Source organism: Thalassovita sp. (assembly GCF_963691685.1).
Taxonomy (GTDB): Bacteria; Pseudomonadota; Alphaproteobacteria; order Rhodobacterales; family Rhodobacteraceae; genus Thalassobius.
Genome location: NZ_OY829290.1, coordinates 4,299,817 through 4,321,240, shown reverse-complemented (window position 1 = coordinate 4,321,240; position 21,424 = coordinate 4,299,817). Strand labels below are relative to the sequence as shown.

21 protein-coding genes and 1 tRNA gene are annotated in these 21,424 nt (G+C 60.4%); 13 read left to right on the top strand and 9 right to left on the bottom strand.

Annotation, left to right across the window (positions count from 1 at the left end):
* Window positions 1-371 precede the first annotated feature (371 nt).
* Window positions 372-833 carry a terminase small subunit gene (locus tag ACORLH_RS20980; protein ID WP_321830283.1) on the top strand — a complete coding sequence of 154 codons (462 nt, stop codon included), beginning with the start codon at window positions 372-374 and terminating at the stop codon, window positions 831-833.
* Window positions 834-897: 64 nt separating this feature from the next.
* Here the strand turns inward: ACORLH_RS20980 and ACORLH_RS20975 are convergent, their stop codons facing one another.
* The gene (locus ACORLH_RS20975; RefSeq protein ID WP_321830282.1) at window positions 898-1,146 is read right to left on the bottom strand and encodes a hypothetical protein; all 249 of its coding nucleotides are present in this window, start codon (window positions 1,144-1,146) and stop codon (window positions 898-900) included.
* Window positions 1,147-1,396: 250 nt separating this feature from the next.
* Here ACORLH_RS20975 and ACORLH_RS20970 point away from each other — a divergent pair, with 250 nt between their 5' ends.
* Window positions 1,397-2,764 carry a DUF6161 domain-containing protein gene (locus tag ACORLH_RS20970; protein ID WP_321830281.1) on the top strand — a complete coding sequence of 456 codons (1,368 nt, stop codon included), beginning with the start codon at window positions 1,397-1,399 and terminating at the stop codon, window positions 2,762-2,764.
* A 625-nt stretch (window positions 2,765-3,389) separates the two neighbouring features.
* On the opposite strand, the gene ACORLH_RS20965 is transcribed toward ACORLH_RS20970, so the two are convergent.
* Window positions 3,390-4,667 carry a tyrosine-type recombinase/integrase gene (locus ACORLH_RS20965; protein WP_321830280.1) on the bottom strand — a complete coding sequence of 426 codons (1,278 nt, stop codon included), beginning with the start codon at window positions 4,665-4,667 and terminating at the stop codon, window positions 3,390-3,392.
* 132 nt (window positions 4,668-4,799) lie between these two features.
* Between ACORLH_RS20965 and ACORLH_RS20960 the strand changes: the two genes are divergently transcribed.
* Window positions 4,800-4,871: transfer RNA gene (locus tag ACORLH_RS20960), tRNA-Lys, on the top strand.
* Window positions 4,872-4,985: 114 nt separating this feature from the next.
* Here ACORLH_RS20960 and ACORLH_RS20955 read toward each other — a convergent pair.
* From ACORLH_RS20955 to ACORLH_RS20945, 3 genes are read right to left on the bottom strand one after another with little or no spacing between them, the layout of a single operon-like run.
* Entirely contained in the window at window positions 4,986-5,453 is a 468-nt protein-coding gene (locus ACORLH_RS20955; RefSeq protein WP_321830278.1) for a GFA family protein, read from the bottom strand.
* A 9-nt stretch (window positions 5,454-5,462) separates the two neighbouring features.
* A complete protein-coding gene (locus tag ACORLH_RS20950) occupies window positions 5,463-6,656 on the bottom strand; it encodes a TIGR03862 family flavoprotein (RefSeq protein WP_321830277.1) in 1,194 nt (397 codons plus the stop codon).
* On the bottom strand, window positions 6,653-7,975 hold the full coding sequence (locus tag ACORLH_RS20945) for a mechanosensitive ion channel family protein (protein ID WP_321830276.1): 1,323 nt from the start codon (window positions 7,973-7,975) through the stop codon (window positions 6,653-6,655). The genes ACORLH_RS20950 and ACORLH_RS20945 overlap by 4 nt, the downstream gene beginning before the upstream one ends.
* An 82-nt stretch (window positions 7,976-8,057) precedes the next feature.
* Here ACORLH_RS20945 and ACORLH_RS20940 point away from each other — a divergent pair, with 82 nt between their 5' ends.
* Window positions 8,058-8,369 carry an HNH endonuclease gene (locus ACORLH_RS20940; protein WP_321830275.1) on the top strand — a complete coding sequence of 104 codons (312 nt, stop codon included), beginning with the start codon at window positions 8,058-8,060 and terminating at the stop codon, window positions 8,367-8,369.
* A 53-nt stretch (window positions 8,370-8,422) separates the two neighbouring features.
* Here ACORLH_RS20940 and ACORLH_RS20935 read toward each other — a convergent pair whose 3' ends face one another.
* Genes ACORLH_RS20935 through ACORLH_RS20925 form a run of 3 tightly spaced genes read right to left on the bottom strand, consistent with a single transcriptional unit; the run spans window position 8,423 to window position 10,344 of the window.
* Window positions 8,423-8,974, bottom strand: coding sequence for a hypothetical protein (locus tag ACORLH_RS20935; RefSeq protein ID WP_321830274.1), 552 nt, complete (start codon window positions 8,972-8,974; stop codon window positions 8,423-8,425).
* A gap of 3 nt (window positions 8,975-8,977) precedes the next feature.
* The gene (locus tag ACORLH_RS20930; protein ID WP_321830273.1) at window positions 8,978-9,601 is read right to left on the bottom strand and encodes an enoyl-CoA hydratase/isomerase family protein; all 624 of its coding nucleotides are present in this window, start codon (window positions 9,599-9,601) and stop codon (window positions 8,978-8,980) included.
* Window positions 9,598-10,344: an SDR family oxidoreductase gene (locus tag ACORLH_RS20925; RefSeq protein ID WP_321830272.1), complete on the bottom strand. Its 747-nt coding sequence runs from the start codon at window positions 10,342-10,344 to the stop codon at window positions 9,598-9,600. Before ACORLH_RS20925 ends, ACORLH_RS20930 begins: the two co-directional genes overlap by 4 nt.
* Before the next feature lie 131 nt (window positions 10,345-10,475).
* On the opposite strand from ACORLH_RS20925, the gene ACORLH_RS20920 reads away from it, so the two are divergent.
* The 7 genes from ACORLH_RS20920 (at window position 10,476) to lpxK (ending at window position 17,299) form a co-directional block, all read left to right on the top strand.
* Complete coding sequence (locus tag ACORLH_RS20920; RefSeq protein WP_321830271.1) at window positions 10,476-11,981, top strand: DUF2125 domain-containing protein; 1,506 nt, start codon at window positions 10,476-10,478, stop codon at window positions 11,979-11,981.
* 184 nt (window positions 11,982-12,165) lie between these two features.
* The gene (locus tag ACORLH_RS20915) at window positions 12,166-13,512 is read left to right on the top strand and encodes a TldD/PmbA family protein (RefSeq protein ID WP_321830270.1); all 1,347 of its coding nucleotides are present in this window, start codon (window positions 12,166-12,168) and stop codon (window positions 13,510-13,512) included.
* Window positions 13,499-14,293, top strand: a complete 795-nt coding sequence (locus ACORLH_RS20910; protein ID WP_321830269.1) for a 3'(2'),5'-bisphosphate nucleotidase CysQ — start codon at window positions 13,499-13,501, stop codon at window positions 14,291-14,293. Before ACORLH_RS20915 ends, ACORLH_RS20910 begins: the two co-directional genes overlap by 14 nt.
* A gap of 13 nt (window positions 14,294-14,306) precedes the next feature.
* The gene (locus ACORLH_RS20905; protein WP_321830268.1) at window positions 14,307-14,696 is read left to right on the top strand and encodes a rhodanese-like domain-containing protein; all 390 of its coding nucleotides are present in this window, start codon (window positions 14,307-14,309) and stop codon (window positions 14,694-14,696) included.
* Window positions 14,697-14,807: 111 nt separating this feature from the next.
* Complete coding sequence (locus ACORLH_RS20900; protein ID WP_058244453.1) at window positions 14,808-15,050, top strand: DUF4170 domain-containing protein; 243 nt, start codon at window positions 14,808-14,810, stop codon at window positions 15,048-15,050.
* Between the two features lie 12 nt (window positions 15,051-15,062).
* Window positions 15,063-16,280, top strand: coding sequence for a 3-deoxy-D-manno-octulosonic acid transferase (locus ACORLH_RS20895; RefSeq protein WP_321830267.1), 1,218 nt, complete (start codon window positions 15,063-15,065; stop codon window positions 16,278-16,280).
* On the top strand, window positions 16,280-17,299 hold the full coding sequence (gene lpxK, locus ACORLH_RS20890; protein ID WP_321830266.1) for a tetraacyldisaccharide 4'-kinase: 1,020 nt from the start codon (window positions 16,280-16,282) through the stop codon (window positions 17,297-17,299). Before ACORLH_RS20895 ends, lpxK begins: the two co-directional genes overlap by 1 nt.
* 142 nt (window positions 17,300-17,441) lie before the next feature.
* Here lpxK and ACORLH_RS20885 read toward each other — a convergent pair whose 3' ends face one another.
* Window positions 17,442-18,695, bottom strand: a complete 1,254-nt coding sequence (locus ACORLH_RS20885) for a UbiH/UbiF/VisC/COQ6 family ubiquinone biosynthesis hydroxylase (RefSeq protein ID WP_321830265.1) — start codon at window positions 18,693-18,695, stop codon at window positions 17,442-17,444.
* Window positions 18,696-18,742: 47 nt separating this feature from the next.
* Here ACORLH_RS20885 and ACORLH_RS20880 point away from each other — a divergent pair, with 47 nt between their 5' ends.
* Entirely contained in the window at window positions 18,743-20,077 is a 1,335-nt protein-coding gene (locus ACORLH_RS20880; protein WP_321830264.1) for an amidase, read from the top strand.
* Between the two features lie 159 nt (window positions 20,078-20,236).
* The gene (locus ACORLH_RS20875) at window positions 20,237-21,415 is read left to right on the top strand and encodes an aminotransferase class I/II-fold pyridoxal phosphate-dependent enzyme (protein ID WP_321830263.1); all 1,179 of its coding nucleotides are present in this window, start codon (window positions 20,237-20,239) and stop codon (window positions 21,413-21,415) included.
* The last annotated feature ends 9 nt before the right edge of the window (window positions 21,416-21,424 follow it).

The following is a 21,424-nucleotide window of genomic DNA, read 5'->3' as shown; positions in this document are numbered from 1 at the left end:
GCCGCGCCGGAGGCGCTGTAGCGCAATCATGCCTCAAGTCTTTCAGCCGCTTGCTTTTCAACCGTCTCTAGTCTGCGCAGGACTTGTCGAAAAAGTCAATATGTAGCGCAAAGAATTTCCGCTATTGGCTATATGTGGTGCAAGTCTGCACAGATTAAGCTCCTTGGCTATTGCTGTAGACTCTGCCCCCACTGGCCTAAGCGTCCTAGTTAAAAAGCAAGTCGGGCCAATTCTCGCCCTTCCCCCTCCGGGGGGGCGATGGCCCTTAGCAAAAATGTAAAGACTGTTGTTGCAGCCGCCAAAATCCGGACGACTAGCAAGAACATGACGGGGTAGCCTTAGCCCAGTTAGAACAAACCTAGGACCCCACAATGGCCAAGACTGACTGGGTTAAGAGACAGGCGTTTGCCGAAGCCTACGTGCGCTGTGGGAATGCCTCCAAGGCCGCAAGAATGGCTGGCGTGCCACAAGGGTCTGCCCACAGTATGGGCTACAAATGGCTGCGTGATGTTGGGGTGGTTGAGATGATCCGTTCCGCCATGAATGACGAGCTGAAAGCACTTGGCCCTAGCGCGATCACAGTCTTGCGCGACCTCATGGCCTCAGACGCTACACCTGCTTCCGTCCGCCTCCAAGCGGCGCGTGATGTTCTTGACCGGACAGGGTGGACAGCTCCGAAGCGTCCTGAGCCAGTGGAGCAGTCGCAGGAGCGGCCTTTGATTGAGATGTCACGATATGAGTTGGAGACGCTCGTCTCTGGTCATCCCGGCGTAATGCTGGATCAACCTTCGCTCGATCAGCTTGTTGCCGAACAGTCTGGTCAAGAGCCGTGACAGTAAAAGGCCGCCCAGCGTCTGGCTGGACGGCCTCTTGCACATTGCTGCGCTAAACCTGAAGTCAGCGCCCTTGGCGCGTTTCAGGGGCTGCGTTCATCTTGGCCTCAGCGTAGGCCAGCGCCTCAGAGACGCGGTGAATGGCTTTGCCGTTGGGGTGCCAGACCGACAGTGGCCATGAGCGAATTGTGCGGGCGGTTACGGGGAAGAGCCGCCGGGTGATGATCTCAGCGAGCGTGTTACGATCAGCAAACTCAGGCAAGTTTTTGCTGCGGTCACAAGTTGGGCAGGTTTCGCTGGTACGGTTGGGCATTTTTTACTTCCGTCTGTTTAAGATGGTCGTAGCCTGACCCAGCTATGCTTTGCCGGTCGTCCCTATTGTGAAAAAATTGCGGACATTTCTGTAAGTAATTGTAAATAAATAGATCTTTTGTTGAATGCTGGCTAATTCCTTGGATTCGCGCTTTTTATTGAAGCATGTGCAGGTAGATTCTATTTATGATTGCGGGAGGCTTGAGGGCCACAATCCAACAAATTCAAGCGCAAGTTATTGGGGGAAAGCCATGAGCAAGGTGCCATTTGTCATACACTACAGGGGCTATCCTGACGTTTCCTACCCAACATCCAAAGCGATGTCACAATACCTTGCGCAGGAAGAGGCCGTTTGGACGCCCGTATTATCGACAATTTCTTCTGACTTCGCACGTAAATTCAATTTTTCTCATTCACACGGCTTGAGCGGTTGGGAGGTGCTCCTCGGTGTCTTTTCCGCTCTACGACGAGAACTTTCGGATGCTGGAGCATTCGGACGCCTGACCTCTTCTGGTCACCAGTTCATGGCCCCTCCACCGAGCACCTCTTCCGAAGGTCAAGTGATTTTAGGGCTGCATTCCAGCGACCGAAAAGCACAAGCGATCGACGCGTTGTTGGCGTTCATAAACACTAGTCGAGGGATCAACACCTCAGGCAACCCAAGCATCTTAAAGCAGATCCAGCGAGGGAATGCCTTATTGGGGGCGGCTTACGTTGCCGAGGTGCTTCCGTTTCACAAAGTGAGCTCTCAGAAGATTGCAGGAAGCGTGCGGTCTGCGGACCTGAAAGTGGAAAGTCTTGACGAAGCTATCCAGAGGTTTCTAGACGAGGCCGACGAGATCAATAAGGCTCACAGAGCGGAATTGAGCGCCTTTCGGGATGGCGAGTCTCACACAGCGGGGAGAGTGCGCAGAATCCTCCGCAAACGCGAAGTTCGACGCGAGAAGAAGTTCACCAAATGGTTCGCTTCCAGCGAGGAGTTGTTGAAAAATCATCACCGCACCTGCGTGTTACAAATCGAAGGTGCGGCCCTAAAAATTTCGAAACAGCTGACGGACAATCAACGTGAGTTCGACAGGCTCAAAGACCTATATCAAGCGCAACTGAGACTGAGGGCGCCCGTTGAGCTTTGGCGCAAGAGAACACAGGATCACAACAAACAAGCGTTTCAAGCCCTACTACTTTTCTTCACCATCTCATTTGTTGTGGTGTTGGCTAGTCTACTGATTCCTTTCCTGTTCGGTGGATACATCGCGCAAAGTTTCTACACGACTAACTGCGTTGGGATGCATCCTGCAGCTTGCCAGCAAAGTTTCTCGGTAAAGGGGCCCCTCACGCTATCGGGCCTCCTACTCATGATGTCATTGTTCATGTGGATGGTTCGCCTGCAGTACCGCGTGTACCTGAGCGAACGCCACTTGGCTCTGGACGCGAGCGAGAAGGAAGCATTTGCCGAAACCTATCTGGCGATGATCGAAGGCCAAAAAGTTGGTCAGGACAACCAAGCAATTGTTCTGGCTTCGCTGTTCCGTCCGACACAGGACGGCATCATCAAGGACGACGCCAACTCTTTGGACCTTTCCGCCGCAGCAATTCTGGCCAAACAAATGGGCAAGTAGGGGCCACGGCCTTGTGAAATATTCAGTATGGTAGCTCTACAACGGCGGTCAGGCAGGCATCGTAGCTCAGACCTCAAAGTCGCCATCCTACATTGATCGTGTCCCATATAAAGAGCATCTTGACTTTGACATTCACTTATAAGGTGTGGCTGTATGCGGTCAGAATTTCAGGAGACCAAGATGAAGACCATTGCTGCCGCTATCACCTTCACCATCATCGCCACGACTGCCCAAGCCAGCGGGTGCTGGCAGTTGGTTAGCACGTCCTCTGGCCAAGTGTACGCGAACTGTTTGCCGAGCTTGGCAATGTGCCAGCGCCGACAGTCAGTCTCCATGGCCAGCACCTGCGTCTTCGTTCAGAAGTGACAGCGTTCATAGGTGGCGTTGTTTGCCACCAGAGTTTCAGCAGCCGCGCGGTCCAAGGATACCATGGATCGGGCGGCTTCTTCGTTCAGGGTCACTGGCCGATAGACCGCGCAGAACGAGCCTACGCCACCACACGCACTAAGCGTCAGGGAGGCTCACAGGCTGTGTGAGACGTGTTTGCGGTCTCAGGGTCGCATAAGGAGCCTGCGAGGCCATGACTGCTGGCGTCATGCTCTCAGGGCCTCTGGTGCGCGCTCAGTCAGCCACCTAGGCGTCGGAATGGCACCGCTGAGTCGCCGGGTCCCCAGTCACCGGATGCGACTGCGCGCTCCAATAGGGCTGCCCATGCATCCATCATGCGGACTTTCTGCGGCCAAAGTGTCGCGTGATTGTAAGCCGCTAATACACCGGCGCGGGTGGTTGATTGGCGATGGTTCAGCAAGGCGTCGGCCACTGTCGGATCACCAACCCCCTGTTCAGCCAGAACTGTCATGAATGTTCGGCGTAGGTCATGGAAGTTAAAATCCTCGACGCCCGATCCTTTCCGCACCTTGTTCTTGAGGCTGGTCCAGCTGGTGAACGGCTTACCCTGTTCTGTTAGGGCGAAAACGCGCGGATCACCGTCATTGGCGGGAGCGCTCAACATGGCCATTGCTTCGGCTGGCACGGGCATCGCGAAAAGATCGCCGTTCTTTGTCCTCTTCTCCGACAGCACGATGCGCCCGTTTTGCGTCTCCACCTCACTGGCCACAAGGTCGCAGGCTTCGCTGAAACGCAGTGGCAACAACATCATGGCCCTAAGGAGCCGGAGCTGCACCTCAGAGAGACCCTCACAGAGCCACAGAGCGCGCATCTCAGCGGCGGTATAGAATCTGGTGCGTGGTTGGGGCGGTTTGGGCCTATGACGCTTGGTGACACGCGCACAGGGGTTCTCTGTGATGACCTCCCGCGCGAGAAGGTCATCGAAGAAACGATTCAACGCCCCGAAACGATGAACTGCGCAGGCGCGGCCTTTGTTTAGGTCCAGCATCCTCATGACGTCGCTCAGCGTGACGTCAGATGGAACCGTGGCCTCGACCTTCATTTCTTTGATTGCGTTGCGCAGCGCCCCGCTTTCGGTGGTGACGTGGCGCGTCGACCCTTTGATCATGGATTGGGCGTAACGTTCTGCGGCCTCCTCCATCGTGGTAGCCCGCGCCATTTCGATCACCTTGGCCTCTTTGTTGGCCTTCCGGGTTGCGGCTGGGTCTTGGCCGTCAGTGACGTCTGATTTCAGCTTGGCCGCAGCTGCCCGTGCCTCAGCGACACTGTGGGAGTGCGCTGAACCAATGCTGATCATTTTGCTGCCATGCTGCTTGCCGTCTGGCCGCAAGCCGACGGGCTTGTAATCGAGGTAAAAGGTGGCGCTGCGCTTCGATACGCGCAGCTGAAACCCTGACACTTCAGTGTCGCGATAGATCATTGGTTGATCACGATTGCGCAGCGCGGTGTTGACGACTGACTGGGTCAATTTGGTCTTGGTGCTTTTGAATGCCATGCAAAACTCTACGGATATTATACGGATAGATTTGTGCCCGATCCTGACAGGCAATGACAAGCCCTGATTGACGTACATGTAGTTTATTTGTTTTAAAACAGTATGATATGTCGAGTAGTGACAGCTCTTGCCGAGTGAGGGCAAGTGGTGTTCAACTGACTTTTAATCAGTGGGTCGAAGGTTCGAATCCTTCACGGCTCACCACTTTCCTCAAAAATCCCGGCGGAAACGCTGGGGTTTTGTGGTTCTGGGGGCTTTTCACGCGGGCGCGTTTCTGCGGCTAAGCCCAGGCGCAGCCCGTCATGTCGGAGCAGCCGGTCATTTCTTCAACAGCGACGTAAGCAGGGCGCGGGTGAAGCGCAGCTCGCTCGGCAGGTAGCCGCTGGATTTCGGCAGGGTGTCGGCATGGTCCTGTTGCCGCTTGTCATAGAAGATATGAAAGCTGGCCTTGGGCAAAACGGCAGCGGCCTCAAAGGTCTGCGCGGGAATCAGATAGATCTTGGGCATCAGGGGCAGGTTCAGCCGTTCAATCGCCACGCCGTCACATCTGGCACAGCGGCCACGGCTCAACAGGGGTGGCTGGCGGTGGCTGCGGTAGGCGATGTGTTCGGCGCCTTTGACGGCCACATCGCCTGCGCGGATGGCCAGCACGTCACCATAAGGCGCGGCATTGAAGCGTTGGCAGATGGAACAGTGGCAGAGTGCGCGGAACAGAACCGGGCCGGTGAGTGTGAAGGAGACCTGTTGGCAGCTGCAGCTGCCGCGGGGCATCGGGGATGTGGTCATGGGGCCTCCTTATTGTGTTGCGCTGGTTTTCCCTTTGGATGCGGCTGTCATGGCCGCTGCGGCTGCGATTCCCGCATGGCGGCCGGTTGCCAGGCAGGCGGTCAGTAGATAGCCGCCGGTCGGGGCTTCCCAATCCAGCATCTCACCGGCGGCAAAGACCCCCGGCGCGTCGCGCAGCATCAGTCCGTCGTCCAAAGCGTCCCGCGGAATGCCTCCGGCGGTTGAGATCGCCTCGTCTATCGGTCGTGGGCCGGAGAGCGGCACGGGCAGGTTTTTCACCACCGGGGCCAGATCGGCCGGCAGCGGGCGCGCCACCTCCATCACCAGGGCCAATTTGGCGGCATCCAGCCGTGCCCCTTTGCGCAGCCGGTTCTTGGCGCTTTGTTTCTTGCCCACAGCCGCCAGTTTCGATCGCAGTGCCGCCTCGCTGAGGTCTGGCGCCAGATCCAGGTACAGACCGGCCCCATCGCGCAGGCGGCGCGACACGGCATAGATGCCCCCGCCCTCGATCCCGCGGGCGGACAGCACACATTCGGCGTGCACCTCTTGACCGCCGGCTTTCAGCAAGATGTTTTTCAGCGGTTGGCCAAAGTAGGGCTGCATATGCGGGCTCCAGCTGACCTCAAACCCCATGTTGGCGGGTTGAAAGGGTCGGGTGCCCGGCACCCAGTCGGCCCATGCCCCGTCCGAGCCCAGCCGCGCCCAGCTGGCGCCACCACAGGCCAGAACGGTCACGGCGGGCTGCAAGGTCTGGGCGCCCACTGGGGTTTCAAAGTGAAAACAGCGGGTTGCTTGATCCCAACCGGTCCAGCGCCAGCGGGTGCGAACCTCCACCCCGTATTCTGCCAACCGGGTCAGCCAGGCCCGCAACAGCGGGGAGGCTTTCATCACCTCAGGAAACACCCGACCGGAGGAGCCGGTGAAGACCGTTTGACCCAGCCCATCAGCCCAGGTTTTCACCTCTTCCGGGCCAAAGGCCTGCAGCATAGGGCGCAGCCATTCTGCGGCTTCTTCGAAATGGGTCAGGAACGCCTCAAACGGTTCATCCTTGGTGATGTTGAGGCCGGATTTCCCCGCCATCAGAAACTTGCGCGCGACAGATGGCTTGGCCTCGGCCACCACCACTTGGTGACCGGCGCGGCCCAGCTCCTCGGCCGCCATCAGCCCGGCCGGGCCGGCCCCGATGACCAGCGCAAAACTCACGACAGGGGCCCGCCTTTGATTTCCACCACGCGATGCGGATAGGGGATTTCAATCCCGGCGTCTTTCAGGGCGTTCCAGACGGCAAACAGCACCTTCGGGGTGTATTTGTTGCGGCCATCGTCAATGCCGTTCACCCAGAACTCCACCGCGAAATCAACGCCGCTGTCGCCAAAACCGCGCAGCTCACAATCCGGGCCATCCGGATCATCCAGAACAAAATCCAGCTCGGCCACGGCGGCCTCAATGATGTCGGGCACTTTGTTGATGTCGGTGTCATAGCTGACCGAAAACGGCGCCTCATAGCGGTTGGCGCTGCCCTGATCGGAATAGTTCACCACGCGGGTGGTGATGAAATCCTCATTCGGCACCACGATCCAGCGGCCATCATAGGTTTCCAAAATCGCCGCGCGGGCGGTCATTTTGACAATGGTGCCCGCTTCGCCGCCATCAAGTTCCACATAGTCGCCAACTGTGGCCTGACCCTCCAATAGCAGGATCACGCCAGAGATGAAGTTCGACGCGATTTTTTGCAGGCCAAACCCCAGGCCCACACCAATCGCACCCGTCAGCACCGCGAGGGAGGTCAGCGGGATCCCCATGATGTTGAGGAAGATCAGGAAGGCGACGCCGAAGATGCCGATTTCGGCCGCTTTCACGGCCAGTTGCCGGGTGGCGGGGCGCATGGCCTCCTGTTTGTGGATCAGCGTGGCGGATTGGTCATTTGACCAGCGGCCCAGCCAGAAGATGATCCCGCCGATGATGACAAACCGCAAAAGCGCCAGCAGCGAGAAGGAGAGGTTGCCGAGCGGCACCACAGCGCCGTCCAGCCAGGCGGTGGCAAAGTCCAAAAGCCCCAGCGCATAAAGCGCTGCAATGGGCAGCAGAACATAGCGCCCCAACAGGCCAAACAGCGGGTCTTTGATGATATCGCGCACCATGGCGCGCACTGCGATGAACAGGAACAGCCGTTTGCCAAAGGCGATCACCGCGCCGCTGTCAAACAGCGACCGCACCACGCTTTCGCCGATCCCGGTAAAGACATAGGCCAGAAGCGGCAGCAACAGAGGAAGGAACTGGCGCAGGAACAGCCGCGCCTTGTCCAGATAGCCGGTGCTTGCCTCGGGGCTCAGCCATTTTTTCAGGAAGGGTTGCAGCCGTTTGTTGGCAAATCGCGCCGCGAACCAGGCCACCAGCAGCAGCGCAAATTGCGACCATGCGGCGGGTGACAGCAGCCACCCTTCGGCCAGGACCCAAAGTTGCACCAACAGATCATAGGCCTGCTGCACGATCTGCGGCTGTTCGGATATGTCAAAATTCATTGGCCACTCGCCCCCGGCGCCGTTTGAAATATATAGACCTCATGCCGTGCCTCTGCCTCAAGAACAAGCGGGAACAGTGTTGATGTGTTCCCCGTTGCCCGATGATCCCCCGATTTGTCCGCTATGTGAGCGTCCGATCCCACCGGACGTCCCGCAAAGCCGCCATCATCTGCTGCCCAAGCTGAAGGGCGGCAAGGGCGGGGCAACCGTGCTGCTGCACCACATCTGCCACAAGGAAATCCACGCCACCCTGAGCGAGGCTGAGATTGCCCGCAATTACGCCACGGTTGAAGCGCTGCGCAGCCACCCGCATCTGGCCAAGTTCTTTCGATGGGTGGCAAAACGTCCGCCCGGCTTCATCTCGCGCAGCACAGGAAATCGGCGCGGGCGCTGACCCGTTTCATCTTGCCCAAAATACTCATATGCCCGGTCTGCCCTTGCGCAGGGTCAGAATTTGCACTGCCGCAGTCGGGCCTGGATTGAGGCTGCGGTTTCTTCTTCCCGGGCCCGGTCGAGGATTTTCATCACCCGCATCCGCAGGTCGGCATGGGCCACGGCCAGTTGATCCGCCCCTGCATAGGCCCAGGCCCGCACCATGGCACGCGGGCTGGCAAGGGCGGTGAACACCAAACCCTGTGCAGGTTTGCGCAGGTCCCCCGTCAGGTCCAGACGGGGCAGGATCTGCAGCAGGTGCAGCTGTGTTGGCCATCTGGTGGACCGGGTGGCTGCCTCTAACGCGCTGGAGAGGTCTGGCAGGTCACTGACGGCGGCGCCTTTTTCCAAGGCGTGTTTCAACAGCCAGGTCGCCCCGTCTGACAGGTCATCCTCCGCCGCATAGCCGACCAGAATTTCCAAGTAGTCTTCGTCCGCGTCGGACAGGATGTCATGGACCTCGGCAATCGCGGCTTTGGATTTGCCATCCCAGGCCTCAATCGCCTCGGCAAGAGCGTCTTCAAAATCTAGCCCGTCCTCTTCCCAGTTGCGCCAATCCTCGTCCACAGGTCACTGCCCACCGGACGCGCCACTGCACATGGCTTTGATCGCGCGGGCCACATCTGGGTCTGCATTCAGCGTATCGTCGGCAATCTCGCGTGCTGCGGCCACGACGTCACCGTCAATGATCCGGTCGATCAGCCCGAATCGCAGGGCCTCTTCGGCCATGATTTTCTGCCCACCCATCAGGATCAGTTTGGTGCGGGCCGGACCAATCAGCGCGGCCATACGCGCCGGGTCAGACGGCTGAGGCAGGTAGCCCAGCTTCATCACCGGATAGAAAAATTTTGCCGTCGGAACCGCCAGACGCAGGTCGCAGGCCAGGGCCATGCCGTTGGCACCCCCCGCCAAAGTGCCGTTGAGCGCTGCGATTGTCAGACCCGGCAGCGCTGCAATTGCGCCCGACAGCCGTTCCCACAAAGGGGAGGTGGCAAGGCCCGCCCGGGCCTCATCCAGATCCGCACCGGCGGAGAACACTTTGCCGGCCCCCGTCAGGATCAGCACCGGCACCTCATGCGCGCCCTCGGCAATCTCGCACAGCCGTTCCAGCATCGCGGAGGTGAGCGAGTTTGCCTTGTCAGGGCGGTTGATGGTGACGATCCGGCAGCCGTCCTGATCGATGACCTCAATCATACGAGGCCAACCGCCTTGCGCACATCTTCGTCGCGCAGGCTGACTTCCTGACCCAGCAGATCATCGCCAGCCGGACCGCACATCCACATCAGGCAGCGTGCGGGCCAGTCGGCGGGAATGTGATCTTCCCAGTTCAGCTGCGAGACGGCGTTGATGCCGCTGGCTTTGATGTCTTTTTGCATCTGGGTGGCCACGGTACCCGGCGACAAGCCCATGATACGGATGCCTTTGCCGCGGTATTCCAGATCGGCGCAGCGGGTCAGCATCGCCGCCCCCGCCTTGGAGGTGCAGTAGGCGCTCCAGCCTTCCAGGGCGTTATGCGCCGCGCCTGAAGAGATGGTGATGATGGTGCCGCCACCGGCTTGGGCCATCACGGGCAGGGCCGCGTGCATGCCGTTGAACACACCTTTGACGTTGATATCGATCACCGCGCCCCAGCCTTCGGGGGTGACATCTGCCAGTGGTCCGATCGGTTCAATGACGCCAGCGTTGTTGATCAGGATGTCGAGGCTGCCGAATTTGGCGACGGTCTGGGCGATAGCGCCCTGCATGTCAGTGTAGCTGGCCACATCACCGGTCAGCGCCATGGCGCCGATCTCTTCGGCGATGGCGGCAATCCGGTCGCCGCTGCGGGCCATCATGACCACATTGGCACCCGCTTCGGCATATAGGCGGGAAGCCGCCTCGCCAATGCCGCGAGAGGCGCCCGTGATCAAAACGGTCTTGTTCTTGAATTCAGCCATCATTAACTCCCTTGCTGACCCCAAGTGGTAAACTGGTCCGGACTGATGGTCCAGAGTCCCAGACCTTGACCAGACTCACTTTAAGGCGGAAGCTATTGGCAATTAATTTTTTACAGAGAAAGGCCGATTTCATGAAACAACCACTCACTTTTTGCTCGCCGGTGATTGCCGCTTTGATGCTGGGCGCCCCCGTCGCCCACGCCGATGTGACCCCTCAGGAGGTCTGGGAAAGCTGGCTCTCGCAGATGGAGCCGTTCGGTTATGAGGTCAGCGCAACCGAGACCCAGATGGGCAATGATCTGGAAATCTCGGACCTGGTGATGAACATCGTCATTCCGGAAGAAGATGGCTCCGTTGAGGTGTCGATGCCCGGCTTCACCTTTGTGGACAAAGGCGACGGTACCGTGGCGCTGGAAATGCCGGCGATTTACCCGATTGTGGCCAAATTCTCCGGTGACGGCGAAGAGGGTCAAGTCAACATCAACTACAACACCACCGGTCTGAGCATGGTTGCCTCGGGTGAGCCTGACGCGATCAACTACGCGTATTCCGCGGCTTCGGTTGAGATGTCGGTTGGTGAGATCATGGCGGAAGGCCAGACCATGAACCTGGGTGACATCAGCGTGACCATGGTGAATGCCAACGGCAACTCGCTGATTTCCGGCACTGAGCTGATGAGCTCGGATCAGGAGTTCAGCGCCGATCAGCTGATCCTCAACGTTGACGTAAAGGACCCGATGGGCAGCGAAGAAGGCGCCATCATCAACGCGACGCTGAACGATGTGACCTTTGACAGCCTGACGGCCTTCCCAATGGCGATGGACCCGGAAGACTTCGGCAAAGCCATGGCGCAGGGTCTGGCAATGGACTTTGGTCTGGCCCACAACGGCGCAGATATTGCTTTTGACATCAATGCAGATGGCGAACGTGTCTCGGGCACCCAAAACGCTGCAAGCGGGGAATTTGGCCTGGCCTTCGACGCCGAAGGATTCGCGCTGAGCCAGCAGGCCTTTGACGCGGCCGTCAGCATGCAGGTGCCGGATCTGCCGTTCCCGGTGTCTTATGAACTGGGCGAAGCCAGCATGGAAATCAGCGTCCCGCTGGCCATGGCTGACGAAGAGCAGGACTTCAAACTGGCGGTAACGCTGGCTGATTTTGCTGTGCCGGATATGCTGTGGTCGGTTTTTGACCCGACCGAACAGCTGCCGCGCGACCCGGCCACCGTCAGCTTTGACGTGACCGGCACCGTGAAGATCCTGGCCGATCTGTTTGCTCCCGAAGCGATGATGATGGATGAGCCGGGTGAACTGCACTCGGTCTCGATCAACGACATCCACGTCAGCATGGTTGGTGCAGAACTGACCGGCGCCGGTGCCTTTACCTTCGACAACACCGACAAGGTCAGCTTCGACGGTATGCCACGCCCTGAAGGTTCGGTTGAACTGTCGCTGACCGGTGGCAACGCGCTGATGGACAAAGCGGTTGCGATGGGCCTTGCCTCGGAAGAGGACGTGATGGGCGCGCGCATGATGATGGGTATGTTCACCGTGCCGGGTGAAGGCGAAGACAGCCTGAAATCCACCATTGAGGTGAACGCCGAAGGCCACGTGATGGCCAACGGCATGCGCCTGAAATAAGCGCTGCTTTGATAATTTTCTGAAAAGGCCGGGGGACACCCCGGCCTTTTTGCATGCGACTCGCCTGTACTGCGGAGAGGCCGTCTGGGCCAAATCCCGCAGTCCCCCCAAGTTTTCCCGCGCAAAACTTGCACCTGATCCCGGCAAGGTCTACCTCAAGGGGGTGAGATAAAAAGAGGCTTCCATGACCCAATCCCTTGCCGAGCTGAGCCAAGCCCTGTTGAAAGCGGCCAAAGATGCGGGCGCCGATGCGGCGGATGCAATGGCGGTGGCGGGCACGTCGGTCAATATTGATGTGCGCAATGGGGTGCTGGAACAGGCAGAACGGTCTGAGGGCACCGATATCGGTTTGCGGGTTTTTGTGGGGCAGCGGCAGGCCAATGTTTCGGCCTCAGACACCCGGCCAGAAACCATGGCGGCCATGGCAGAACGGGCTGTTGCGATGGCCAAAGAGGCGCCCGAGGATCCCCATATCGGCCTGTCGGATCCCGATCAGCTGGCCCGTGACTGGGATCTGGCTGCGCTGGAACTTTATGACGACACCGCCGAGCCCGCCCCCGCCGCCTTGGAGGAAGATGCCCGCCGCGCCGAAGCGTCTGCGCAGGCGGTTGACGGCGTCACACAGGTTCAATCCAGTTCCGCCGCCTATGGTAGCCGTGAGGTCTATCTGGCCGCCAGCAACGGGTTTGCCGGAGGCTATCAGCGCAGCGACCGTGCGGTCAGCTGCGTGGCCATTTCCGGCACCGGCACTGGCATGGAACGGGATTATGACGGCGACATGCGGATTTTTCAGGGCGATCTGCGTAGCCCCGAAGACATTGGCGAAACAGCCGCAAAGCGTTGTGTGGAACGGGTGGGCGCGCGCAAACCGCAGACCGGCAGTTACCCGGTGCTGTTTGATGAACGCATCTCCTCAACCCTGATCGGCCATTTGCTGGCCGCCGCCAACGGCAGCGCCATTGCCCGCGGCTCGTCCTGGTTGCTGGGCGCTGAGGGCACGCAGCTGCTGCCGAAAGGTATGGATCTGCTGGAGGATCCGCATCGTCCACGCACCTCAGGTTCGCGCCCGTTTGACGCCGAAGGGTTGCCGACCAAACCGCGCAAGATCATTGACGACGGTGTGCTGACCGGTTGGACGCTGGATCTGGCAACAGCCCGCAAATTGGGGCTGCAATCCACTGGCAACGCGGTGCGCGGCACCTCGGCCCCACCGTCGCCGAGCCCGTGGAACATTGCCCTGACCCAAGGCGATGCCAGCCGGGACGATCTGCTGAAACAGATGGGTACGGGTCTGTTGGTCACCTCGATGATCGGTTCCACGATCAATCCGAATACCGGTGATTACTCTCGTGGGGCATCAGGGTTCTGGGTGGAAAACGGTGAGATCCAGTATCCGGTGAACGAATGCACCATCGCTGGCAATCTGCGCGACATGTTGGGCCGGATCATCCCGGCCAATGATGCGCGGCTGCATCTCAGCCGGGTTGTGCCATCGCTTCTGGTAGAGGGGCTGACCCTTGCCGGCGACTGATCTTGACCTGTTGATCCACGCCGCCCGACTGGCGGGGGAAACAGCCCTGAAATACAGCGGACCACAGGCGAAATCCTGGGACAAGCCGGGCGATTTGGGCCCGGTGACTGAGGCGGACCTTGCTGTAAATGATGTGCTGCACCGTGAACTTCTGGGTGCTCGGCCTGACTATGGCTGGCTGTCCGAGGAAAGCCAGGATGGCAGCACCCGCCTGGATCAGGAAAAACTGTTTATCGTCGATCCTATCGATGGCACCCGCAGCTTCATCGAAGGTTCAAACGCCTGGGCGCATTCGATCGCGGTGGCCCAAGGGGGCGAGATCACCGCGGCCGTTGTGTTGCTGCCGGCCAAGGATCGCCTTTATGCGGCGGCCAAAGGGCAGGGCACCACGCTGAACGGCACTCAGGTTGGCGTCACGGCACGCGAAGGGGTCAGCGGTTGCTCGGTCCTGTCGGCGCGGCCGAACTATGCGCCGGAACATTGGATTGACGGTGTGGTGCCAGATGTGAAGCGGGTCTACCGCCCGTCGCTGGCCTACCGGTTGAGCCTCGTGGCGCAGGGCCGGTTTGATGCCATGCTGACGCTGCGCGACAGCTGGGAATGGGACATTGCAGCAGGCGCGCTGATCCTGACCGAAGCAGGCGCCAAGGTGACCGACATGCATGGCGCACCTTTGCGGTTCAACAACGCCCATCCGCAGGTCAAAGGGGTGGTGGCCGCTGGCCCCGCTTTGCACGCAGATCTGTCAAAACGGTTGGTCAGCACACAGCAAACGGGTTGAGGGGGAACACATCATGGCGATTGGGTACAAACAGCTTTTGGCGGAAGCCGATGCCGAGGTTTCCTCGCTTACCATCGAAGAGGCCGCGGCGCGTCTTGAGGATCCCGGTCTGGTCTTCGTTGATATCCGCGACCCGCGTGAGTTGGAACGGGATGGCCTGATCCCCGGCGCCAAACACGCCCCCCGCGGCATGCTGGAGTTCTGGATCGATCCCGAAAGCCCCTACCATAAGGATTGGTTCGCCTCAGATCAGACCTTTCTGTTCTACTGTGCCTCGGGGTGGCGTTCGTTGCTGGCGGCGCAGATTGCCCAACGCATGGGGCTGAAGGTGGCCTCCCTGCGCGGGGGCTTTGGCGACTGGCGTCGTGCAGACCTGCCGCAGGCACAGCGGGATCCGCGTTAAACCCCGCCTAATCAGACCCTTAGGCATCTTGGTGCCGGGCGACGCCCCGGTGGCTTGCAGCCCTACCCCACAGGGCCTAAATTGCGCCTGACCTTTTCAGGAGATCTCCTCATGACCCAACGCCTGCACCTTGTTTTCGGTGGTGAACTTGTTGATCCGTCTAAGAACGTGTTCAAGGACGTCGACAACATTCACATCGTCGGCATGTTCCCCAACTACCAGAGCGCTTATGACGCCTGGAAGGCGGAAGCCCAGAAAACCGTCGATAACGCGCATATGCGTTACTACATCGCGCATATTCACCGCCTGCGTGACGAAGAGCGTGAAATCTCGGCGACCGAAGAACTCGGCTAAGATCGGTAAGTCATGGCGCGATCCCTCAGTCTTGCGGCCTATATGGCCCTGGCCCGGCGCGGATCGCGTGAGGCGCCGACGTTTGACAGTCCCCGCCCCGAGGGCGAGCTGATCTGGGCCCATGCGCCCACATTGGAAAAAGCCGCGGCGCTGATGCAGCTGTTTACCCTGCTCGAAGCGCAGCGCCCCGGCGTCCATCTGTTGCTGACCACACCGCCCGGGCTGCCCCGGCCGGATCATGTGAAGGGCAATATGCACTGGCAGGTGATCCCCGAAGACACCGTGCCAGACCTCACCCGGTTTTTTGACCATTGGCGGCCTGATCTGGGGCTTTGGTCCAGTGGCGATCTGCGCCCCGCCGCGATTGAGATGGCAGCCCGGCGGGATCTGGTGATGTTCTTGCTGGATGCCGAAGCGGACGCTTTGGAGGATGTGCGGTTCCGCTGGCTGCCGGATATGAGCCGTTCTGTGCTGCACCGGTTTTCGCGGATTGTCGCGGTGGATCAGGCGGCGGCCCAACGGCTGGGCCGGATCGGGATTTCGCGCGCCAACCTTCAGGTTTCCGGCGCGATGCAAGAGGGCGGCGCGGCCCTGCCCTGCGAAGAGGCAACCCGCGAAGATCTGGCAAAATGCCTGGGCAACCGCCCTGTCTGGCTGGCCGCCATGGCGCAGTTTGATGAGCTGGGCATGATCAGCCAGGCCCACAAGGCGGCGCTGCGCCTGTCACACCGGCAATTGCTGATCCTTGTGCCTGACGATGAAACCCAAGGCGCTGAAATGGCGGAGAAGCTGCGCGGCTGGGGCTTGCAGGTGGCCCGTTGGTCTGAAGGGCAGGCGCCTGAAGAGGACACGCAGGTTCTGTTGGCCGATACGCGTGGGGAAATGGGTCTTTGGTACCGGCTGGCGCCTGTGACCTTCATGGGCAGCTCCCTGGTGCCGGGGTTTGGCGGGCGTGACCCTTATGAGCCGGCGGCGCTGGGCTCGGCCATTCTTTATGGTCCCAATGTGGGGCGCTACCTCAATGCCTACAGCCGCTTTGTCAGCGCGGGGGCGGCGCGGATCGTGAAGGATGCCGATACCCTTGCCTCGGCGTTGAACACGCTGTCGGCGGCTGATCAGGTGGCCGCGATGGCCCATGCGGGCTGGGAGGTCAGCTCTCTCGGGGCTGAGGTGACGGATGAGGTGATCGAGATGATCCAGGACACCTTGGATCTGGGGGGGGCGATCTGATGCAGCCACCCCGTTTCTGGTATCGCCCGCCTGAGGCCCCGGGTATGCGGGCCCGCTTGTTGGCGCCGCTCGGGGCGCTTTATGCCCACCTGACTGCAAAACGACTGGCCAAGACACAGGGCTATCGCCCGCCGGTGCCGGTGATCTGCGTGGGCAATTTGAACGCGGGGGGCACCGGTAAGACGCCGACCGCGATTGCGCTGCTGATGATGCTTATGGGCAGCGGTGTGCGCCCCATTGTGGTGTCACGTGGCTATGGCGGCCAGCTTGAAGGTCCGGTGCAGGTCAACCCACTGGACCACAGCGCCGAAGATGTCGGCGATGAACCCTTGCTGCTGGCGGCATTTGCCACGGTGGTGGTCGCCAAAGACCGCGCCGCCGGGGCGCGTCTGGCGGTGGAGCTGGGGGCCGGTGTGATCATCATGGACGATGGTTTCCAGAACCCGGATCTGCAAAAGGATCTGTCGATCATCGTGGTCGATGCGACGAAAGGTTTTGGCAATGGCCGGTGCCTGCCGGCGGGGCCCTTGCGGGAACCGGTTGAGGCGGGGCTACGCCGCGGCGATCTGCTGCTGTCAATCGGCGATGATGCGGCGCAGGCCACGTTTGCGGCCCAATGGGGCGATGAGATCAAGCGATATGACCTGCCTCATATCACCGCCGCGTTGGAGCCGCTGCAGATGGGGATCGATTTCGAAGGCATGCGGGTTCTGGCCTTTGCCGGGATCGGCCACCCTGAGAAGTTTTTCCGCACGCTGCGCGGTCTGGGCGCTGATCTGGTGCGGGCCGAGGCCCTCGATGACCATCAGGCGCTGACACCCGGTTTGCTGACCCGGCTGGAAAAAGAGGCTGCGCTGCGCGGATTGCAGATGGTGACCACGGAAAAGGATGCGGTGCGGCTGCCTGAAAGCTTCCGGATGAAGGTGGTGACCGTGCCGGTGCGGCTGCGGGTGCATCAAGAGGCTCAGCTGAAGGCTGCGTTGGATCAGGTGATCGCAGGGGCGTCCGGTAAGGGCTAGGCGCAACTGTGGCGGTTTGGCTTGGCAGTTGAGGCAGATGGGGCGCGAGGGGCTGTGCCCCTCTGTGGTCATCAAAGATGCCCCCATTCACCCCCGAGTATTTTGGAAACGTTGAAAGACGGAGCCGGTCGCCGATTCGTCGTCAGCGCATCAGGTCAGGCAAATCCCCGGTGAGGCCCGCCGCTTCGCGCATGAAGCCGCGGCGCAGGCCGGGCATGGCGTTCACCGCCCCCATGCCCAGATCGCGGGCAAAGCGCAGCAACGGATTGTCATTGGAAAACAGCTTGTTGGTCAGATCGGTGCTGAGGGCCAGGCTGGCGGTATCGAACCGGCGCCATTCCTGATAGCGGTCCAGCACCAACTCACTGGCGATATCCTCACCACGTTGTTTTGCGTCGCGCAGCACCTGGGTCAGCGCGCCGATATCGCGCAGACCGGCGTTCAGGCCCTGACCAGCGATGGGATGCATGCCATGGGCGGCATCACCCACCAGAACCAGACGTTCTGCGGCGAAGCGATCGGCCAGCGTCAGGTTCAGCGGATAGGTGAAGCGTTGGCCTGCCAGGTCGATCTTGCCCAGGAAATCGCCGAAACGCGGGCGCAGCACCTGCATGTAATCTTCATCGCTCAGGCCGTGGATCGCGGCGGCTTTTTCGTGGGTTTCCGACCAGACGATGGAGGACATGTTGCCGGGCAGCGGCAGGATCGCCAAGGGACCCGGCGGCATGAAGAACTGATGCGCAACACCGTTGTTGGGTAGCTCGTGCGAGATGGCGCAGACCAGCGCGGTCTGGCCGTAGTCCCAGCCGCTGCGCTTGATGCCCGCCCGTTCTGCGGTGCCGGATTTGCGCCCATCAGCGCCGATCAGCAACTTGCCCGTCAGCGTTGCGCCTGTGTCCCGATGCAGCGCGACGCCCGCCGGCCCGGTGTCCTGCGCCACAACCTTGGTACCATCCATCACGGTGATGCGGGGCTCTGCCGCCATTGCATCTGCCAGCGCGCGACGTAGGAAGCGATCCTCCAGCATGTAGCCCATTGGGCCTTCTTCCAGCTCATTGTGGTCAAAGTGCAGGAAAAACGGGCTGAGCGGGCCTTCACTCGCGCGGCCATCGCTGACCTTGATATCCAACATCGGCTGGGCATTGCCGGCGACGTGATCCCAGATACCGATCCGGTCCAGCAGACGTTGAGAGGCCAGCGCCAGCGCATAGGCGCGGCCATCAAAATTATCGGACTGCTGCGCCGCGCGGGGCAGGGCATCGATCACCGTGACGGTGAACCCCGCCTGCGCCAGAGCCAAGGCCTGAGCGGGGCCGTTCAGGCCGCCGCCGACGATCAGGATATCGCTGTCATGTTTCATGTGTCTCAATATGCGTGGCTTCACGGGATTGTCCATGCGCCTCAGCGTCGCTACGGTCGCGACAAGATGAACAGGAGGCAAAAATGGATCATTGGTTGAAGGCAAGCGCCGCGGATCTGGGGCGGGGCATTGGCAGCGGTGAGATTGACCCCGTTGCCCTGACGGAGACCTATCTGAGCGCCATTGCCTCACATCCGTTTGCGGACCGGATCTATGCCCGGGTAACAGCGGATCGCGCCATGGCCGAGGCTGAGGCCGCAAGTGCCCGCGCCAAAGCGGGGCAGCGCCTGTCTGACTTGGACGGTGTGCCGATTTCCTGGAAGGATCTGTTTGATTCGGCAGGTGTAGCGACAGAGGCGGGATCGGCGCTGTTGAAGGGGCGGACCCCTGAAGTGGACGCGCCGGTGCTGCGCAACGCAACGGCGCTGGGTCTGGTCTGTCTGGGCAAAACCCATATGAGCGAACTGGCGTTTTCGGGCCTGGGGCTGAATCCGGTCACCGCAACGCCGCCCTGTGTGAATGATCATGATGCGGTTTCGGGGGGCTCTTCCTCGGGTGCGGCGACCTCGGTCGCTTTTGATCTGGCGTCCTGCGGGATCGGGTCTGACACCGGGGGATCGGTGCGGATTCCCTCGGCCTGGAACGATCTGGTGGGGCTCAAGACCACCGCAGGTCGGATTGGCCTGAAGGGTGTGGTTGATCTCTGCGCCAAGTTTGACACCATCGGCCCACTGTGCCGTTCGGTCGAAGATGCCGCCTTGATGCTGGCCATGCTGGAAGGGGGCAAAGCCGCCGATCTGACCGGGGCCACGCTGAAGGGCAAACGCTTTGCTGTGTTGCAGACCGTGGTGCTGGAGGACACCCGCGAGGTGCCAATGAAGGCCTTTGACGATGCGGTTGCGAAGCTGGCTGAGGCCGGGGCGGAGATCGTCAAAATCGATGCGCCTGAGGTGGCCGACGCCATGGCAATGGCCGGCCCGCTTTACACCGCGGAGGCCTATGGCAGATGGCGTGATGTGATTGAGTCCAACCCGGACCTGATGTTTGACCGCGTGTTGGAACGGTTCCGTGGTGGCAAGGATGTTGGCGCCGCGGACTACGTGGCCGCCTGGCAGAAACTCGAACGGCTGCGGGCGGTCTGGTATGAGCGGGTTGCGGGCTTTGATGCTGTGCTGTGCCCAACGGCACCCATTCTGCCGCCGAAGGTGGATCGCCTGATGCAGGACGATGCCTATTTCGTCACCGAAAACCTGCTGGCGCTGCAAAACACCCGGGTGGGCAACCTGATGGGCAACTGCGGTGTGACCCTGCCCACGGGTGTGGCGAGTTGTGGTATTTTGCTGAACGGTCTGCCGGGGCAGGAGGAGCGTTTGCTGCGCGTTGCCGCAGCGGCAGAGGCGGCACTGGCCCTCGGCTAAGGAGGGGGTTGCACTTCGGTGTAAATTCCTGACCCGCTTCGTCAAAAAGGTCACAACAGAAAGGGGCCCGCCGCGTCGGAACTGGACGCGGCGGGCCCTTTTGGCTAGTCTCAACGCAAACGGGGCGACAATGATCCCGATACATTGAGGCAAAATCTGATGTTTCCTGAGCGGTTTTCGAACCTTCCCGCTTATGCATTCCCGCGTCTGCGCGCCTTGTTGGACGTGCATGAACCGGGCGGCGCAGCCATGCATATGACCATTGGCGAACCCAAACACGCTTTCCCGGCGTGGGTGGCTGATATCATTGCAGAAAACGCCGAAGGTTTCGGAAAATACCCGCCCAATGACGGCACCCCCGAGTTGCTGGAGGCGATTCGCGTTTGGGTCCAGCGCCGTTACGGTGTTGGGCTGGATGCCGGAAGCCAGATCATGGTGCTCAACGGCACTCGTGAGGGGCTTTATAACGCCTGCATGGCCTTGGTGCCTGAGCAGAAGGGCGGCGATCGCCCGGTGATCCTGCTGCCCAATCCCTTTTATCAGGTCTACATGATCGGCGCGATTTCGGTTGGGGCGGAACCGATGATGGTGCCTGCCACCAAAGAAAGCGGCCATCTGCCCGATTACACTGCATTGCCGGCCGAGGTGCTGAACCGGGTCGCTGCGGCCTATATCTGTTCACCCGCCAACCCCCAGGGGGCGGTGGCCAGCCGCCAGTATTGGACGGATCTGATCCGTTTGGCCGAACAGTATGATTTCCGTGTCTTTGCGGACGAATGTTATTCTGAGATCTACCGAGGTGAAGCCCCAACCGGTGCGCTGGACGTGGCGCAAGAGCTGGGTGCGGATCCTGAACGGGTGGTGATTTTCCATTCGCTCTCGAAGCGATCGAACCTGCCCGGCCTGCGCTCGGGCTTTGTGGCCGGTGGCCCCGAAAGCCTGAAACGTATCAAACAGTTGCGGGCCTATTCGGGTGCACCTTTGCCACTGCCCTTGCAGCGCGCCGCTGAACGCGTCTGGGCGGATGAGGGGCATGTGGTGGAAAACCGGCACCTCTATCAGCAGAAATTCTCCATCGCGGATCGGATCTTCGGCGACATTCCCGGCTATGAAAGCCCCGAAGCGGGCTTCTTCCTGTGGCTGCCGGTCAAGGATGGTGAGGCCTCGGCGCTGAAGCTCTGGCAAGAGACCGGAGTGCGGGTTCTGCCCGGCGCCTATCTGGCGCGTGAGGTGGATGGGTTTAACCCGGGTAAGGAATACATCCGGGTCGCTTTGGTGCATTCAAACGAAGATGTCGAACGCGCGCTGACAGCGTTGCGGTCATGTATTTACGGTTAAGGAACGAGG

Bases quoted from the DNA above. Each gene is read 5' to 3' on its own strand.
- ACORLH_RS20940 (WP_321830275.1), top strand. From the start codon at position 8,058: ATGTGTTCCCCGTTGCCCGATGATCCCCCGATTTGTCCGCTATGTGAG.
- ACORLH_RS20955 (WP_321830278.1), bottom strand. From the start codon at position 5,453: ATGACCACATCCCCGATGCCCCGCGGCAGCTGCAGCTGCCAACAGGTC.
- ACORLH_RS20980 (WP_321830283.1), top strand. From the start codon at position 372: ATGGCCAAGACTGACTGGGTTAAGAGACAGGCGTTTGCCGAAGCCTAC.
- ACORLH_RS20885 (WP_321830265.1), bottom strand. From the start codon at position 18,695: ATGGACAATCCCGTGAAGCCACGCATATTGAGACACATGAAACATGAC.
- lpxK (WP_321830266.1), top strand. From the start codon at position 16,280: ATGCAGCCACCCCGTTTCTGGTATCGCCCGCCTGAGGCCCCGGGTATG.
- ACORLH_RS20975 (WP_321830282.1), bottom strand. From the start codon at position 1,146: ATGCCCAACCGTACCAGCGAAACCTGCCCAACTTGTGACCGCAGCAAA.
- ACORLH_RS20895 (WP_321830267.1), top strand. From the start codon at position 15,063: ATGGCGCGATCCCTCAGTCTTGCGGCCTATATGGCCCTGGCCCGGCGC.
- ACORLH_RS20905 (WP_321830268.1), top strand. From the start codon at position 14,307: ATGGCGATTGGGTACAAACAGCTTTTGGCGGAAGCCGATGCCGAGGTT.
- ACORLH_RS20880 (WP_321830264.1), top strand. From the start codon at position 18,743: ATGGATCATTGGTTGAAGGCAAGCGCCGCGGATCTGGGGCGGGGCATT.
- ACORLH_RS20915 (WP_321830270.1), top strand. From the start codon at position 12,166: ATGACCCAATCCCTTGCCGAGCTGAGCCAAGCCCTGTTGAAAGCGGCC.
- ACORLH_RS20900 (WP_058244453.1), top strand. From the start codon at position 14,808: ATGACCCAACGCCTGCACCTTGTTTTCGGTGGTGAACTTGTTGATCCG.
- ACORLH_RS20925 (WP_321830272.1), bottom strand. From the start codon at position 10,344: ATGGCTGAATTCAAGAACAAGACCGTTTTGATCACGGGCGCCTCTCGC.
- ACORLH_RS20875 (WP_321830263.1), top strand. From the start codon at position 20,237: ATGTTTCCTGAGCGGTTTTCGAACCTTCCCGCTTATGCATTCCCGCGT.
- ACORLH_RS20945 (WP_321830276.1), bottom strand. From the start codon at position 7,975: ATGAATTTTGACATATCCGAACAGCCGCAGATCGTGCAGCAGGCCTAT.
- ACORLH_RS20970 (WP_321830281.1), top strand. From the start codon at position 1,397: ATGAGCAAGGTGCCATTTGTCATACACTACAGGGGCTATCCTGACGTT.
- ACORLH_RS20920 (WP_321830271.1), top strand. From the start codon at position 10,476: ATGAAACAACCACTCACTTTTTGCTCGCCGGTGATTGCCGCTTTGATG.
- ACORLH_RS20965 (WP_321830280.1), bottom strand. From the start codon at position 4,667: ATGGCATTCAAAAGCACCAAGACCAAATTGACCCAGTCAGTCGTCAAC.
- ACORLH_RS20930 (WP_321830273.1), bottom strand. From the start codon at position 9,601: ATGATTGAGGTCATCGATCAGGACGGCTGCCGGATCGTCACCATCAAC.